Origin of the sequence: Mucilaginibacter phenanthrenivorans (genome assembly GCF_024721155.1) — a bacterium.
Taxonomy (GTDB): domain Bacteria; phylum Bacteroidota; class Bacteroidia; order Sphingobacteriales; family Sphingobacteriaceae; genus Mucilaginibacter; species Mucilaginibacter phenanthrenivorans.
The window spans coordinates 99,256-114,736 of record NZ_JAHVAP010000012.1 but is presented as its reverse complement, the minus strand read 5'-3'; the positions used below and the strand labels follow the sequence as shown (position 1 = coordinate 114,736).

General features: G+C 38.9%; 11 protein-coding genes and 1 tRNA gene. 4 read left to right on the top strand and 8 right to left on the bottom strand.

Features of this window, described 5'->3' with window-relative positions; translation table 11 throughout:
- Window positions 1-409: 409 nt before the first annotated feature.
- Window positions 410-2,737 carry a glycoside hydrolase family 31 protein gene (locus KXD93_RS24605; protein WP_258140090.1) on the bottom strand — a complete coding sequence of 776 codons (2,328 nt, stop codon included), beginning with the start codon at window positions 2,735-2,737 and terminating at the stop codon, window positions 410-412.
- 334 nt (window positions 2,738-3,071) lie between these two features.
- Window positions 3,072-3,145 (bottom strand) — tRNA-Pro (locus KXD93_RS24600).
- 599 nt (window positions 3,146-3,744) lie between these two features.
- On the opposite strand from KXD93_RS24600, the gene KXD93_RS24595 reads away from it, so the two are divergent.
- Window positions 3,745-5,451, top strand: coding sequence for a hypothetical protein (locus KXD93_RS24595; RefSeq protein ID WP_258140089.1), 1,707 nt, complete (start codon window positions 3,745-3,747; stop codon window positions 5,449-5,451).
- Window positions 5,452-5,810: 359 nt separating this feature from the next.
- On the opposite strand, the gene KXD93_RS24590 is transcribed toward KXD93_RS24595, so the two are convergent.
- The 4 genes from KXD93_RS24590 to KXD93_RS24575 form a co-directional block, all read right to left on the bottom strand.
- On the bottom strand, window positions 5,811-6,722 hold the full coding sequence (locus KXD93_RS24590) for a hypothetical protein (RefSeq protein WP_258140087.1): 912 nt from the start codon (window positions 6,720-6,722) through the stop codon (window positions 5,811-5,813).
- Window positions 6,723-7,092: 370 nt separating this feature from the next.
- Window positions 7,093-7,707, bottom strand: a complete 615-nt coding sequence (locus tag KXD93_RS24585) for a hypothetical protein (RefSeq protein WP_258140086.1) — start codon at window positions 7,705-7,707, stop codon at window positions 7,093-7,095.
- Window positions 7,708-7,859: 152 nt separating this feature from the next.
- Window positions 7,860-9,647: a DUF6119 family protein gene (locus KXD93_RS24580; protein ID WP_258140085.1), complete on the bottom strand. Its 1,788-nt coding sequence runs from the start codon at window positions 9,645-9,647 to the stop codon at window positions 7,860-7,862.
- A gap of 350 nt (window positions 9,648-9,997) precedes the next feature.
- Window positions 9,998-11,386 carry a DNA/RNA non-specific endonuclease gene (locus tag KXD93_RS24575; protein WP_258140084.1) on the bottom strand — a complete coding sequence of 463 codons (1,389 nt, stop codon included), beginning with the start codon at window positions 11,384-11,386 and terminating at the stop codon, window positions 9,998-10,000.
- Window positions 11,387-11,725: 339 nt separating this feature from the next.
- On the opposite strand from KXD93_RS24575, the gene KXD93_RS24570 reads away from it, so the two are divergent.
- Window positions 11,726-12,085, top strand: coding sequence for a DoxX family protein (locus KXD93_RS24570; RefSeq protein ID WP_258140083.1), 360 nt, complete (start codon window positions 11,726-11,728; stop codon window positions 12,083-12,085).
- Window positions 12,086-12,552: 467 nt separating this feature from the next.
- Here KXD93_RS24570 and KXD93_RS24565 read toward each other — a convergent pair whose 3' ends face one another.
- Together KXD93_RS24565 and KXD93_RS24560 are read right to left on the bottom strand one after the other, a co-directional pair.
- Window positions 12,553-13,365 (bottom strand): hypothetical protein, encoded by an 813-nt coding sequence (locus KXD93_RS24565; RefSeq protein WP_258140082.1) that lies wholly within the window; start codon window positions 13,363-13,365, stop codon window positions 12,553-12,555.
- A 245-nt stretch (window positions 13,366-13,610) separates the two neighbouring features.
- A complete protein-coding gene (locus tag KXD93_RS24560; RefSeq protein ID WP_258140081.1) occupies window positions 13,611-14,153 on the bottom strand; it encodes a DUF420 domain-containing protein in 543 nt (180 codons plus the stop codon).
- 568 nt (window positions 14,154-14,721) lie between these two features.
- On the opposite strand from KXD93_RS24560, the gene KXD93_RS24555 reads away from it, so the two are divergent.
- Entirely contained in the window at window positions 14,722-14,904 is a 183-nt protein-coding gene (locus KXD93_RS24555) for a hypothetical protein (RefSeq protein ID WP_258140080.1), read from the top strand.
- A 142-nt stretch (window positions 14,905-15,046) separates the two neighbouring features.
- Entirely contained in the window at window positions 15,047-15,436 is a 390-nt protein-coding gene (locus KXD93_RS24550) for a hypothetical protein (protein WP_258140079.1), read from the top strand.
- Window positions 15,437-15,481: the final 45 nt, after the last annotated feature.

The window sequence follows — 15,481 nt, the reverse complement described above, 5'->3', positions numbered from 1 at the left end:
CAAGACTTTCGTCTTAAGGCTTTTGACTTTTAAGTCGGGATGGCAAGAAGATTATCCAGCCGTTTAATTCTATGATATTCAGCATGTTATATCGAAAATAAACAAGGACGGGCACCGAATAGGGCGCATATAATGTGCTTTCATTAGGTGGATTTTGAAGCCTGTTTATCCGTATAATTTATAGTCAATGAACTTGTTATGTAAATATAATGAATATTTTTGAATGACGAAAGCTTGTTTTGGTCGAAGATTCGTAGGGGAATCGAACACTGTTCGTAACCCGCTGGTTATCAATGTTATTTTAAGCTATAATCTCGTAGCTCACTCTACTTGGTACTATTTGCACTTTCAAATGTGAAAAGATACCTTCGCAAAGAAGTATTTCAGGACATGATAATTGCAGTTGGCATTAAAACTTAATTGCTATTGCTTTGCCTGAATATTCAATGGTCCTTCCTTTTTCGGGCGTCGATTCTGCCGGAGATATGTAGATGCTAAATTTCCTTTTTTTGAGCATTCCCGGAAAATTACCCTTTCTGTCGGAGATGCTTAGGGTTTTGGTTTTATCGTTCCAATGGAATACTATCTCTGTATAGCTGCCTTTTTCATAATGGTAGTTGTCGTTTTCATCCTCGTATAACGTGAAACTGGCATCTTTTCCTGCATATATCCTAATATCCAAATCGTTCCATGGCTTTTCCGATGAATACTGAACTTTAGGCCCCCAGGGGATTATCGATCCTGCTTTGATGTATAAAGGAATGATCCCGATCGGGGTTTCCTTTTCTATTATTTGCCCGCCCGAAACTTTCTGACCGGTCCAGAAATCGTACCAGGAAGTACCCGAAGGCAGATAAACCGGCTTGCTTTTCGCGCCTTTATCAGTAACCGGTGCAACTAAGATGGATTTCCCGAACAGAAATTCGGTGTTCATGTTGAGTACCTTATTATCGTTTGCAAAATCAGCTGCAAGTGGTCGTAAGAAAGATCCTGATAAGTGGGTTACGTCCCATCCGGTAGAATAGATGTATGGCAACAGGCTGTATCTTAAGTTGATATATTTCTCTTGCACATCAAATGGCCATTCTCCACGGCCACCAAACTGATAAATTTCGCGTGGCACATCAGTTCCGTGAGAACGCATAGTTGGCGTAAAGGTTGAAAACTGCATCCATCTTACATACAACTCCTGGAAATCAGGGTTCCGGGCCCCCCCGCCTTTAACATATTCCCCTGCGAAAAATCCGCCTATATCAACATTCCAATAGGGCAAACCGGTGAGTGAGAAGTTGAGCGAGGCGGGGATCTGGTTCTTTAAATTTTGCCAGGTCGAGCCAAGATCACCACTCCATGTATCGGAACCGTAACGTTGCTGGCCTGCAAATGCTGATCTTGTTAACAGGATTACCCTTTTGCTTTCACTGGTTTTGCGTTGATGCTCATACACGCCTTTGGAATGGAGCAACGGAAATGCATTTAACCAATCGCGATAGGGGCCAAGATAGGTTGGTTGATTCCAATCTGATTCTTTAACATTAATGTGATCCGGTTCTGTGGAATCAAGCCACCATGCATCAGGTCCTATTGAAAAAATGCCTTTGTTCAGGTACGACCAATATATATCCCGTGCAGCCGGATTGGAAACATCATAAGGTTTGGCACCACTATTCGGAGGCCACGTGTCAAAATTAATAAGCATATGCTTATCCTGAAATTCGGCAAACTGTGGTGTTTTGGGTCCAAATCCGGGCCATGAAACAATAAAGAAATGCCCATGCATCTTGTGTATGCTGTCTGCCATTGCCTGTGGTCTCGGATATGAAACAGGGTTAAATGCCTGGGCATTCCAGACGCTATCAGCGCCCCAGTATTGCCAATCCTGCACAACGCCATCTATTGGTATGCCAAGCGTACGATATTTTCTCAATACGTCTACCAATTCAAACTGGGTTTTATACCGCTCACGCGATTGTATAAATCCGTATGCCCATAAAGGCTTCATCGGTGCCTGCCCGGTTAAGTTCCGCATTTGTTTAACAACACCATCGGTACTACCGCCATACATTAAGTAATAATCAATACAATCGCCCCGTTCCGAATCAAATGAGGTTTCGTTCCTGGTATCGTTATAAGTTGTGGGTGAGTAATTGTCCCAAAATAATCCGTATCCTTTTACAGATTGAATGAACGGAATGCAGACTTTGGTATTGTTTTGCTGTAAGAATATTTTCTCATCGCGCTGGCTGAGCTTGCCATTTTGCTGCTGACCCAAACCGTAAACTATCTCATTTGTATCCAGCAAAAATGCCTGGCGCACATCATATTTTTGTTTGCCATTATCATCAACGGGCGTAAATACTGCCCCGCTTGCCTTTTCTGAAAGAAGTGTGCGATTCTTTACTTTATCAAAAAAACGTATGTTGCCGGTAGTTAAATTAAGTTCCACCTCGAGCAGCCTGCTTGAAATAGTTAGTTTATTGGCGTTTGTTAAAACCTGGACAGGAACAACTTCTGGTTGTTTTACGACCGAAATACTGGACTTATCAAATGAATGTTGAACGGGCGATTTTGTTACCCGGACGATTACAGGTGAATAAAATTTAATAGTTACCGAAAGTCCGTTTATATTGGCCTTGATACCAGCCTGAATTTTCGTGTAACTTTGCGCAAGCGAGAACGTAGGTAGGGCAAGCACTAACAAGATTGCCCGCTTCAAACTCTTTTGTAATTTTGACATGATTTTCAATTGTTTATTTATTGATACCGGACCGAAGATAAGTCAATTCCGAGATTTGTGCAATCGATCGCATATAAAGTATTTTATAATCAATTACAGAAGCCAGGCAGGTTAAAGCCGCAGGTTTCAAGATCTTATTTCAGCCATGTTTGGTATCGTCGAGATGGCAGGATTAGCTGCACTGATCCTGGTAGGGGGGGTGACACAACAATTAAAGCCTTACGCTGCGCTTTTCGTCTTTTTTATTTCTCCGCTTTTTGTAAACAAAGTTTACAACCGCTGCAAAATAAAAAAGCCTCACTCGTTTTCAACGAGTAAGGCTTTAATTGTTCTGTCGGGATGGCGGGATTCGAACCCACGACCTCCAGCACCCCATGCTGGCGCGATACCGGGCTACGCTACATCCCGAAGGGGTACAAATATATATTATCCGGTAGAAATTTCTAAAAACTTGTGCAACTTCTTACTTAGTGTTAAACGCCGCTAACTCCTATTGTTTACGCTATGATGATAATTACTTCTTTATCTACGATACCGCCGTTCCAGGCGTTCCATTTTTATAGGTGGAACACCCGGAACGCTGTGAAACATGTTGATTGTCAGAATGTTTCATTTTTTGTGTAAACCTATTTCAGGACAAGGCAGATTATTTAACTCGAAATCCCGACGAAACAGGATAAATAATTTTTGGATAGGACAAGCATTTTGTGACGGTCATAATGGCTACCTGAACGCGGGGGCATTAGTAGTCCACCTCTTTTTGGCCAGTGCGGATACTAGCGCCAGGCTGGGATAAATAATTTTTTTAGAGGACAGGCATTTTTGCAACTGTCATGATGGATACCTAAACGTAGCGGCATTAGTAGCCCGCCTCTTTTTGGCCAGTGCGGATACTAGCGCCAGGCTGGGATTAAACCAATCATATTTTATCATTCCTCTATCAAAACTTTATTTCTATTTAAATAATAAAGTGCTTATATTTAAATACTTAACTTAAATCACTCACAATGAAACACACGAAAGTTCAAAAACCTCTGTTTCTGTTCCTATTCCTTTTACTCAATGTATTTGTATGTTACAGCCAAAGTACTGCGACTAATTCCAATACGACAAAAGAATTAACAGGAACCTTCCAATTAAATGACTCAGTTGCAAATAAAAATCTAGTCTTTAATTACCATATCATAATTGATGGAACAGGAAAAGTAAAAACTGAAATTACAAACGTCGAATCAACCGCCAATTTCGATCAAACCTTTACCCTGTTCAGCCAAAATGCAGAAGCATATTATGCTGCCTTTAATAATTCCTTCGCCACTCTAACTTCTCTAAAAAAAGTTAATATAAGAGAAGCCTCAATAAGTGTATTTGCTAAGGTCGAAGCAAGGATTGAAATTAAAGATGACCAACCTAACACAGCCCACATTAAGTTATTGAAAGCTAATTTGCCAGTTACTATAGAATATAAACTTGATGCAACCAATAAAGATGTCAATAGCACAAAAAGCATTATTGTTAGCGTCGAACAGGTCGACATAGAATTTGAAGACGGAACAATAAAAAATCTCTTTTTAACAGTTAAAGTTCCTGACCAAAAAACAAAAGACAAATTAGAAGATGGCCGTATTCAATTTAGAAATAACTTCCCTATTGGAATAAGTGGAAAATTTTCTCCAGAGAGATTGAGAGACAATGAAATGTATGCATTTGATGCTTGCAGGGTGGAAGAACTTTTAAAGGCAGATATTGCAAATTACTCAGCTTTAACTAAAGACCAAAATAATCCTCAACCGTGTATAATTTCGAACGCAAAATTTAATCTCGCTGAATTAATTGATTTTAGGCCAATTCTTGAATCCGAAAAAGAAGATTATAGTCCTGCAAATCAAGTAATCTCGTTGACTCCGACTTCTGACGACATAATTGTTAAAAAAGAAAAGCGCTCTAAAATACTAGAAGTTAGATCATATACAGATTTAATCGGAACAGACGGTAAAAGCCCGAATGGATTGATTCAAATAGAAGGAAGAAAAAAGATATTCCTTCTAGAAGATAAAACAAAATTCTTTAGTGAGTATGCATATTTCGGGGGGCTAACTTATGTGGAACCAGTTGTTAGATTTTCGAAAATTGACAATAATAATAAGAATCTCATCCCAGATACAATAGGGAGTGCAGCAAACTTGATTTCGAAAAAGAAAAAAGTGTTAAACCTAAATACAATTGATTTATATAAGTATCAACTTAACAGCTTTACATTGAATGTTAACATGCTGAATTTTAGTTTTCCCCAAATAAAATTAAATGTATTGATAGACGGAAAAGCAGGTGTTTATCGTACCTCAATAACAGATAGCCTTTCCATATCCGCTAACAAGCTGATTAAAACACCAGTTGCTTCTACGAATACCGTCAACGTGGCTTTGTATGGCGTTAATTTAATGTTTACATTTCTACCTGATTCGCGTTACCAATTCTCTTTTGGTTATAGTTGGCTAGGTAATAAAATGCTAAGTGATAATTATTTACAAAATAAAGGACAAGGAATTAGTTCCTACTGGATAGATGGTTATTTTAAAACATCTGAAAGTTCAAAACTTTTTATTAGAGGATCTTTTAATCAACAAAACAGTGATACCAGGCTCAATTTTGTACAAGCTCAGATAGGTGTCACTCTTGATATATTTAGAGCTAATTCTAAATTAGATCAATAATTGACATAATGTTATTATTAATGCCGCTGCAGCAAGGCTTCAATCTTGTGGCCGCCGTCAGATTGCCGGGTATTTAACTCGAAATCCCGACGAAACAGGATAAATAATTTGGGGATAGGACAAGCATTTTGTGACGGTCATAAGACTGCCTGAACGCGGGGGCACTAGTAGTCCACCTCTTTTTGGCCAGTTAGGATACTAGCGCCAGGTCGAGGAGCGTTTAGTTTACCGGAAGCTGGCTAATATCGACCGAAGTCTGGCGTGATATTATGTAGCACTTAGGAGTCACGAGCGTCAGGCAAGCTGGGCTTATACCAGGCGCTCATCTAGCAACAAATGAGGTAAAGGCAAGCGGTAGCTTATGATTCTTTCTTCTGATTGCTTTTTTGTCGCAAGAGGGGCAATCTTTTATAGCTTGCAACCATTAGCTTGATAAAGTTATCTTCGGATAACTCACCATCGTTCCTAAGTTGCAACGCACCTATAACACCTATAATCAATATGCTTCCTATTACAATGATTGGTAGGGAATACCAGGGAAGAAATTTAGCAATCACTGCTATTGTTATAATTACAACTATTAAAACGAAAAGGTAAAACGAGCCGGATAGCCATGGGTTATTTTTTTTAGAAATATCCTGCGTTCTATTATTAATGATGACCTGTTGTGCGAAGAATGATTGCTGATTTAAATTCCAACTATCAAATTCGTGTTTCCATTCAGAAGGATGGCCGTAGAAGTCACTATCAAATTTATCAGAGTATTTGCTATTTGAGAATCCATCCTTATCCTTAGTAAATTTACATTCTATTTTAAATGAAAGAGATTTTTGTGAATGTGGCCCAAGTATATATATAATATACCTGTTAACTTCCAAATCTTTCCAGACATTTCTTGGGACACCCTTGCCAAACACCGCGTTCGTGACTTCAATTGAATTTGGTATTGCAAATTCAGGAAGATATAATGCATAGTAAGTATTGGAGTTAATTTCAACGGGAATACTATTCCATTGAGTTTTGTAGAAATATAATTCGCCAGAGGAATTGAACTGCTCTTCCTTTAGTTTCCACTTTAATGAAGCTTTAAATTGTTTAGCAAATTGTGATTGAAAAAGTGAATTTTTAAAATAAAAGGGGCCTATCTTTTTCTCATCGTATTCATTCGGAAAAGCAATCCACATCGCGTTTCCTGTTCTATTATCAAACGCTATAGATTTCGAGGTGCCATCCCAGTCAATTTGTTCTACCAGGATTCTGTTGACGTTCATGTATTGCAATGTTCTTCAAGTTGTTTTTTTAAATATATAAATCAAAAATCATATTTTAAGAACTTGTTTAATAAGTAAATTATCGCCGAGGAAGCTTTGCAGTTAATCAATGCTTCAATCGTCTTTTTAAGTCTCGCGGCTGCCGAAAGGTCCCTGCCTTATGGCCCCCCGACAGATTGCCGTGTAATTAATCGCAATCCCAACGAAACAAATAATTTTTGGATAGGATAAGCACTTTGCAACTTTCATGACGGCTACTTAACTGCGGGGACACCAGTAGCCTGCTTCTTTTGGCCAGCGCAGATATTAGAACCAGCTCGGGAGTTAAATTTATTTATCATGCTAACGATTCGGATGCATTTTTTTATGATCACCTTAAGGATCCTGGTGGGATGGTTGTTTGTGTTGTCGTTGTAGCTGTCGTTATTAAAGATGAATGATAACGTGTACGGAATTTATTACAAATTCCTTGCAGTAAAACCCCATCTGTCGTTGATTGAATTTCACTGTATAAACTATTAATGTATTGCCTAAAGTCTTTAGATAAAACGTTAACATTGAGTGATTTAATAGTTGTTGCAGTAATAGTGATATTTTCCATCAACACTGTATTTGGGGATTTGTGAATCCCGTAAACCTGATTAGTGGTCTGATTACTAGGAAAAAAGCTATGCATCATGCCATGTCTATATATTGTCACTAAATCTTTTATTGTGGAAGTAGAATAAGCTTGCGGATAGTAGCGATTATATTTGATAGCAAATTTAATGTTATTCAAGCTAGCACCTGATCTGCCACCAGGTTTTAGCAAATATCCCAACATTTCTAATGTGCTTAAAATTAACATGGCTGTTGGGACAGCGCAGGCGGATCTGTTTGTTGATGCTTGAATGTTATCTAATTCATCTAAATCCCCTATGATGTGGGGATAGAAATTTTCATTAAATAGGCGTAGTACTGATTGTCGGTTTTGTTCGATTGGCATAGTTATTTAATATGTTAGATAATATATGATGTGACAGAATAAAGTTTTAAAACTCTTTGGGATGCGTCAACTTAATTTTAGTGTTCCATAATAGCTCCGCTTATTCAATATTGATAAAGCACAAAAAAAGGAAACTGCGTAATTTGCAAAACCTAGGCTCTTGGTATTTGAAATGTCTTTAATTCATAATAATTGGTCTGCATTTCCCCTGAGCATGTCGTTAGCGAAAAGCGAGCGATATTGGAGTCATATTTATCCATATTACTTTCGATAGGAAGGTCATTAATTAATTGTGATGCTGTCGCGAAAACGTATACGGGCTTCTTTAAAAGAAATAAGTTATAAAATTCATCCCTATTTAAGCCATTGGTGCCACGTTGCTTACTTAATAATCCATCATAGAGTTTATCAAAAAACGATGATTGTTTAGATGCAATTGCCTCCCTTAGTCTCCGGCCACTGATCAATATTTGGTTAGTTAATTCCCTTACTCTGGAAGTAAAGCTATGCTTAACGTGTATTAAATATAATTCATTTCCTGAAATAAACAGAATATCACAAAGCTCGATTCCATCCGCAATTATTGTATCTAAAACAATGTAATCAGTCAATCTGTCATAAAGCAAATTGTATTGGCCTTCATCACTAAACTGTTTTTTTACAGGATCGAATGTCCAGGGCTCAAATAATATTCCATTTGTTAGCTTAGTATTCTTTAAAATGCGCTCTGTTTGACCAATAGGGCTTTCTATAAACGATTCTTTTAATCTATACCATTTACTATCAACTAAAAAAACCGCGTCGCTACCAACAGAAAACTCTGCATTAAAATGGTACATAAACCCTGAGGTTGCGGTCTGCTTGTTTCCGATATAGCATTGAACACTTACACCATAAAGATAGAAGAATATCCCTTGTTGATTATTACCGTTTAGTTCATATGCCCTTTTAATTACCGTAGGGTAAATTTCATTTTTGTCTCTAACAGTGGCGAAATGTCCATCTTTCTTTCTAACAGTTTCACTTCGTTCTACTAAATCATAGTGTTCTGCTTCGTAAAACTCTTCAATCTTACTGGGGTTACAAAAGTCGAATTCGAAGATGTCACGTGGATCATTGCTTTCTTTAAGAACTATGGGAATGTTATTATATATTTTGTCCATCAACAGCCCCCTAAGATGTTCTAAATATTGCCCTTCCCGTACCTGAATATACGAGCTCAAGAAGTCTTTGGGCGGCATAGTCAATATATCACATAGTGCTATGATAACCCGATTGAGGTATTCGAAATCTACTTCCTTGTTGATTTTAAACCCTTTCCCGACTGCTATTTGGAGTTTTTCCAAGGGCTTCGAAAGCAGGAAATTGAAATGTGCAAAGCTAGTATCAGAGGCTAATTTTATGTGTAATTCTTTAGGTATTTTTCCAAACTGAAGGTAGTTCATCATTCGATAATCATCCCTAAATTGTTCGTTTAATCCTACTCTGTGCCCGGTCATGCCCCTCGACTTAGTGGAAATCGCTTCATCGCTTTCTAATGATATGATCCTATCATAAGTAATTAGTCCAAAAAGATGATCCATAAAGGTTGCGACAATCCAGAATGCGGATCCCCCGACAACAGCAAAAAGTTCAAATTCGGTGTCTATGAATAGCACCAAATTAACTTTAGTTTGTAAAAAGGTCGCGTTATCTTTGAGTTCGTCTGGAAGAAAATCCGACCAGTCCGATTCTTTGTCAGCGGTTTGATAGTAATAAAGAAAGTAATCTATGCTTTCTTTATTAAAGGTTGTTAGTTTAAGCTCTTGTTCATTAAGATTCCTATCTTTCTTTTTGTATGAATGACTAATTATAGTTCGAACGATTGAATCTGTATCAGAAAGGTCTTTAAGTACACTGTGTGACTTATCTATTCTGAAAATATTAGGTACTATTCTCATAAATATAGGTTAAAATAAGGTTAGGTTTAAATCGGAAGTGAATGTACCGTTTAATATTAAAATAAACTAAGGTCTGTGTAAATATCTAACAATTAGCATTATATATTCAAATAGCACTCATTTGACAATATTTGAAAAACAAGTCGACCAAACCAACGCAGGTTAAGGTCAAGTCGTTGTAGAAAGAATCACAATGACTGCTCGGAATGTTCACAACGGTATTAATTGCGAAGCCATTGTGCAGGCGACGGATGGCTAACCGTACAAGACGAACGCTTAGCTTTAGATCTATTAAAACAAAAAACGCCGGGCTCCAGCCCGGCGTCAAAAATCATATTGTCATTTTATACCTATATCGCTCCCGCATCCTTTTTCGTTTCCAATGCTGCTCTTACCGCCGCAGGAAGATTGGTCAACAAGCTATAGCCTGTGGCTGTTTCAATTGCCTGTACGGTGGTTATATATTGCGTCCAATCGGTGCTGATGGTATTTATGTTTGGGGTGTTTACCGCAATTACCCTTGTTGACGAGGTAATGCGGCTCAGGTCGTTATTGCCATTTGGTATTACAACAATTACCTTCCAGATATTTGAAGGCACCACTACGTTGCCGCTGTTTATGGTTGTTGCAGAACCGGCTGAGCCGGTACCGCCGGAGCCATAGCTGCCCATAATCACATAAATTTCGCTGCCTGCGCTTACCAGGCTGCGGCCATATTCTTCCAGGCTGGCCCAGGTTTGCTCATTGTTCTTTGGCGCCTGCGGGATCATGTTATCCATCAAGAAAGTAGCCTCGTTAGCTGCCGTGGTTGAGGTGCGGTCGCCGCTTGGGCAATTGTGGCCCCTGTCAAAACCCGAACCTGAATAGCTGGTTGCCTGTACCTCGTACCAGCCGGTAGGCAGGTTGGTATCGGCCCTGAAATCATTGGCCCGGCTTTCGGAACCTAAAGTAGTGCTGCCAACATACCAACTCACCCAGTTTGGCTCGCCCTTGTCGCGGTTATAGCTTTCGGTATAATAGGTTTGGTCGATCAGGTAGTTGTCAGCATTTGTGATGCTGCTGGTCGCGCCGCTTGGGTTGCCCAGCAACAGGTTTGTATTATCTGCTGTTGAGCCGCCGCCGGTTCCGCCACCGCCCGAGCTGCTGTCAAAGCTGTTTATCGTAAATTCGTCAATATTGATGCGGTTTGTGCCGCCGGTAGTTTTCCTTAATTGAAAACGCAGGGAGCCCGACTGGTTTACTGTAAAAGTGGCGGTTGCCAGGCTTGTGCTGCTTGCTGTTACAGAGGTGGTGCCCACCTCTGTATAGCTGCTGCCGCCATTGGATGAAACCCACAGCTGGAAGGCAGAAGAGCCATCCGAGCCGTAAACGGCATAGCTTAGGGTTACGGTTGATGCGCCGGTGCTAACATCGAAGTTCATTCCAAGTGTGCCTGTATTGCGAATGCGGACAGACTTAGTGCCTGTTTTAGCGTCGGAGGTGCTTGTGCCAATAAGGGCGTCGTTCAGATCCCATGATCCGCTGGTGAAAGTTACACTGGCATCGGCATAAGCTGTTTTGGAGCCTGATTCAAAGCCTTCGTCGAAGGTTTGCGTTATGGCTAAGCTTTTGTTCAGGTTTCCCGCTGAGATCCGGGCAGATACCTGGCTGTTAAAAGCCGGGGCAACAGCTGATTTCTGACAAGCGGACAAGAAAAATGCCGCTGTAGATAAGGTGAATAGTAAGTGTTTGATTTTCATAAATGTAATTTATAAGTTAAACAACAAGTTTAAATTAAATACCATTAACGAAAAGTTAAATTTATATTTCCTTTTGATATGTTTATGCTGATTGATGAAAGTGACCATAATGTGGATGCCTAAATACCAATGCCGGTGAAGAACAGTAAATGGACGGGAAAGGGGAATAGGATTAAAAGTCTGAAACCTAAGCTGCAAAAACTGTAGATAGCACCCAGGCTTGTTCCACGAGAAGGCAGAGGAAACTTATTTTTAAAATTAGCTATGGTGTCCGTCTAGTATTATTCTTACCTCAATGCTTATTTAATTACTTTTGTTGTTTCAAAAAATTGGAAAATCGTGAATACTTTTATATGGGCCTTACAAGTTGTTTTAGCAGCTTTTTTTATTATGCCGGGTGTTGGTAAAATTACTGGCAGCAGAGAAAGCCACATAGCTGATGGACATATCAAACCCGACGGCAATTTGCGCCCTATCCGCATACTTGGTGTGTTAGAGTTGCTTGGATGCGTGGGCATAATTGTTCCTTGGTTGACAGGCATTGCGTCAATACTTACGCCTATTACAGCAGTCTGTTATTGCATGATAATGGTAGCGGGCATCATTAACCATACGATCAAGAAAGAATATAAAATGTTGCCTATGCTGATCGCCGTTCTTATAGCGTCCTCATTAGTAGCATATTATAGATTTAGTTAATGGGCAAATAGGATTTTCAAACTGAAATACTATAGTAGTTTTCTAAAGAGATTTAGAATTAAAGTGTTTTTTAGAGGAAACCTTATCACAATAGGCGGAAAGAACCCCGCCATATGAAGTGACTAAGGAACAAAAAAGATAGGCTAAATAATATTCCCGGTTATGATAATTAGGCCTCTACACGAAACCTGCCGGTAAAACAATTGCTGTTTTTAGTGATCTCCGGGGGCTTTCAAAGGGATTGTTCAATTTGTCGATTTATAAGCTAAGGCAGCTTTATATCATAAAGTACAATTATCATGGCCTCAAATCAATAATGATTAAAAACGCGGAAAGGCCGGAAAGGGGAATAGAACTAAAAAGTATGAAACCTAAGCTGCCAGCATCCAGGCGTGTTCTAAGAGAACGCAGAGGAAACTTATTTATTTGCTTGCAACCACATCTGAGAGCCTACCCGATGCGGCAGACTACTTAATCTCCCGTAGTATAAAAACGATAGATGAGCCGTCTAAATTTGAATAAATCAATTTAACAAATCCGAATTGCTCACTAAAGTAAGAAGTAAGGTTACTACTTCCGGCTTCGGTTTTTGCGGTGCCTTCAATCTTGATTACCTGAACTGTGCCGAAAGGAAGGGTTAAGATCTCTTTGCCTCTCACAACGTATTTACATTTCAAATTTAGGTTGCCCTTCCAATTAAAAGCTTTAAACTCTGGCCATTGTTTACCTATATTCAGGTTCCAATAATACGTTTGACCTAAGTGATATGGAATTTTTGCATAAGGAAAAGGGGACAATTGAAGAATTTCAAGCGCATGAAACCGGAAAGGATGCAGCCAAACATTCACTTTGTTTTCAATTACACCAGTAAGTTCAGTTTCTAAGGGTTTAAGATTAGGGCTATAATGATATAAAAATATTTCAGTTTGGTTATAATCCGGTTTATCCATCATAATAGGACCAATCTTACCAAGGGTTTTTATACCAAGATACGACACGGTATTACTGTCTTTTCGCAATGCCGGCACATATTTCCATGATTTTGATCCATCGGGATCAGAAGTGATGGCGTATTTTAGCGTGTCTTTTCCTTTAACGATAATATAGTCATATATGTAAGTTTTGCCCTCTACATATATTGTATTGTCATAGTTATAAGGGCTAATTCCCTTGTTGTTATTTTGTTTAGGTTCTACGTACAGCGATTGCTTTTGCGCAAAAGCCGACACAACAGAAGTGATAAAAAAGACGAGCAGCGGTAAACGTAAGTTAGGAGCCATGGGATGCTTTACAGCTCCTAATTTAGTATAACAAAGTCAAACATGAAAACAGGTATTCAAAATTTGTTACCCGCGCTATATTTTAGAGGAAACCTTATCACAATAGGCAGGGAGAATCCCGCCATATGAAGTGACTAAGGAACAAAAAAGATTAATATTCCCGGTTATGATAATTAGGCCTCTGCGCCACCCCTGCACGAAACCTGCCGATAATCTACCAATGGTAACCCGGAGATTCTTTAAATCTATTTATAATACGGGGCAATCATGAAGTAAACAATTACGCCGGTCAGACTTACATAAAGCCAGATGGGCAGCGTCCAGCGGGTTATTTTTTTATGAAGGGCAACTTCCATGTTAAGGCCACGGCCTATTGTGATCAAAGCCAAAGGAACTATGACTACAGCAAGTATGATGTGTGTTATTAATAGAAAGTAATAAATATTCTTTAATATGCCCTCACCCCCATATTTTGTTGACGGTGTAGAATAATGATATAATAAATAAGTGACTAGAAACAGGCCGGTGGTCGTAAACGCTGAAAAGACAAAATTTCGATGTAATGGAATGTTTTTTTTCTTGATAGCAAAAAAACATAGCAACAAGAAGATGAATGTTAAGCTGTTCAAAATTGCATTGACCAGAGGCAGGTAAGAGAAGTTATAACCTTTTAATGCAGTGATATTCGGCACAGAAAAGGCAATGGCAATTAAGGAAATGATGGCAACTGTTAAAATCCATATTAGCGGTTTGTAGTTTCTTACTTTTTTGTATTGAATAGTTGCCATCAATGATTGTTGTTGTATGTGAAATTTCAAATATAAGGACTATTTCTAATTGGAATACTTCAAAAGCAAGGTGAATTAATAAGTTAATCTTCAGATTTGGCTTTTGAGACAGCTTCGTTTTTTAAAGAAAATTGCCATACAAAAAACAAGGCATCCTCACACTCGCTGTTTGGATGCCTTAACCTAAACCTTATCACAATTGGCGGGAAGATTTCCCGCGATATGAAGAGACCAAGATACGAAAAAAAGCTGGTATATGTAACGTTTTTGTTACAATAATTGAGCAATTTGTGTGAACTGTAGGGACGCAATATTTTGCGTCTCCGGCTATATAGATCGGATATAAAAAGATAGACCGCTAAATCACCCGGCACGAAAGGCTGGTAAAAGTGTCATTTTTAGACTTCTTCAACAGAAATCCTGCTGAAACTATCGCCACCCTGTAGAGAAACTCCACACATTAAAAAATGGAACCAAAATACAAATAGCACATAATCAATGCATTACTGGTTATGTTGCCTTCTGGCACAGTATTGCTTGTACTGTTAATACTAAAATTGAAAAACCCATGAAAAAATTAATCAGCATGATTGCTTTAGCAGCAATCTCTTTCGGAAGCGTATATGCATTGCCACATAATGTAAAATCAACAATGCAAACTGATACTACCAAGAAAAAGAAAACAAAACCAATGAAAAAGGATTCGACCAGCAAAAAGAAGGATTCAACTTTGGTGAAACAACAAAGATAATACCACTCACCCCCAAAAAAGGTCGCCACATTTTTAATGCAGGCGGCCTTTTTTATTTAACGAAAAATAAAGACAGATGGCTGACAATTACCGCAGGTTGTTTGCGTTAATATATCAGCCTTAAATTCACTAACTTTATTTAATGAAACCATTGCTTTTAATTCCCGCTTTTTTGCTGCTGATGCATACCTGTTCGGCGCAAAAGAAAATAGCTGCCCAGGACGCTGTAAACCATAGCGGACAATCCGTAATGGTCTGTGATAAGGTTTATAACACCCTGCCATTAGGAGGATCAAATACAACTTTATTATATCTCGGCGCTGAAAACGGGAAGTTTTTAACCGTTGTGGTAAAGGGTCCCGAAAACTCCAAATTTAAATGGCACCCCGAAAAAGATTTTAAGGGCCGTAATGTTTGTGTTACCGGAACGGTAGGCGACTATAAAGGCAAACCTGCCATATACGTTACCGACGTTAACCAGATAAAGCTGGACCTGGTTGATAATATTGTTAAACCGAAGAAGACGTTTTAACAAGTCGACTATAAAAAATTAATTATCCGCTTTAGCCCAGCGATT

Bases quoted from the DNA above. Each gene is read 5' to 3' on its own strand.
- KXD93_RS24605 (WP_258140090.1), bottom strand. From the start codon at position 2,737: ATGTCAAAATTACAAAAGAGTTTGAAGCGGGCAATCTTGTTAGTGCTT.
- KXD93_RS24555 (WP_258140080.1), top strand. From the start codon at position 14,722: ATGAAAAAATTAATCAGCATGATTGCTTTAGCAGCAATCTCTTTCGGA.
- KXD93_RS24550 (WP_258140079.1), top strand. From the start codon at position 15,047: ATGAAACCATTGCTTTTAATTCCCGCTTTTTTGCTGCTGATGCATACC.
- KXD93_RS24580 (WP_258140085.1), bottom strand. From the start codon at position 9,647: ATGAGAATAGTACCTAATATTTTCAGAATAGATAAGTCACACAGTGTA.
- KXD93_RS24590 (WP_258140087.1), bottom strand. From the start codon at position 6,722: ATGAACGTCAACAGAATCCTGGTAGAACAAATTGACTGGGATGGCACC.
- KXD93_RS24595 (WP_258140089.1), top strand. From the start codon at position 3,745: ATGAAACACACGAAAGTTCAAAAACCTCTGTTTCTGTTCCTATTCCTT.
- KXD93_RS24565 (WP_258140082.1), bottom strand. From the start codon at position 13,365: ATGGCTCCTAACTTACGTTTACCGCTGCTCGTCTTTTTTATCACTTCT.
- KXD93_RS24585 (WP_258140086.1), bottom strand. From the start codon at position 7,707: ATGCCAATCGAACAAAACCGACAATCAGTACTACGCCTATTTAATGAA.
- KXD93_RS24575 (WP_258140084.1), bottom strand. From the start codon at position 11,386: ATGAAAATCAAACACTTACTATTCACCTTATCTACAGCGGCATTTTTC.
- KXD93_RS24560 (WP_258140081.1), bottom strand. From the start codon at position 14,153: ATGGCAACTATTCAATACAAAAAAGTAAGAAACTACAAACCGCTAATA.